The sequence below is a fragment of the Halorubrum sp. Atlit-26R genome (genome assembly GCF_003666015.1).
In the GTDB taxonomy this organism is placed as follows: Archaea; Halobacteriota; Halobacteria; order Halobacteriales; family Haloferacaceae; genus Halorubrum.
In genome coordinates, this window is record NZ_QPLT01000212.1 from 1 (window position 1) to 723 (window position 723).

Genomic DNA, 723 nt, shown 5'->3' on the forward strand with positions numbered 1-723 from the left:
AACCTCTCCTACAACTACGGGTTTTTCCTGACAGCCACACCCATTCAAAACGAGCTAACTGACCTGTATAACGTTGTTTCCTTGCTTCGACCGGGACTGTTCGGGACGCGTGATGTCTTCCATCACTATTTCGTAAACAGTAACCAGGAGACACTCGTCAACCGCGACGAACTACAGGATCGGCTGAACAAGGTGATGATTCGGAATCGGCGCGCAGATACGGATATTGACTTCACGAACAGAAGCATTGATACACGAACCTTCGATCCATCTCCTGAAGAACGAGAGCTCTATCAGGCAGTCTCTGATTACGTCAGAGGTGCGTATAGCGAAGATCAGGGTCAAAAGCTGGTTCTAATGCTGCTTCAGAAAGAGGTCGTCAGCAGCCCTGCTGCGCTGAAAGCAACTATTGAGAAACGGCTCGATGACCAGTCTGAACTCACCCACACGGAAGAACTGGAGTCAATCCTCGATCTGATTGAGGGTATTGAGACGGTCACAAAGCAGGAGAATCTGCTAAGCATCGTTGAGGAAGCGCGTGACCACGTCGAGATGGGACGAGTCATCGTCTTCACCCAGTTTCGAGCGACTCAACGAGAAATCCTTGATCGGTTGACTGAGGAAGGATACACGGTCCACTCCTTCCATGGGGGGCACTCTAGCCAGGAAAAAGAGCAGATCGTCGAAAGCTTCGAAGAAGAGGGTGGGGTGCTAGTCTCAACA

At 50.6% G+C, this 723-nt stretch carries 1 protein-coding gene; it reads left to right on the forward strand.

Annotated elements, in window-relative coordinates:
• Nucleotides 1–723, forward strand: a 723-nt coding sequence (locus tag DVK07_RS20185) for an SNF2-related protein (protein ID WP_233565559.1), incomplete at both ends; no start/stop codon positions are given.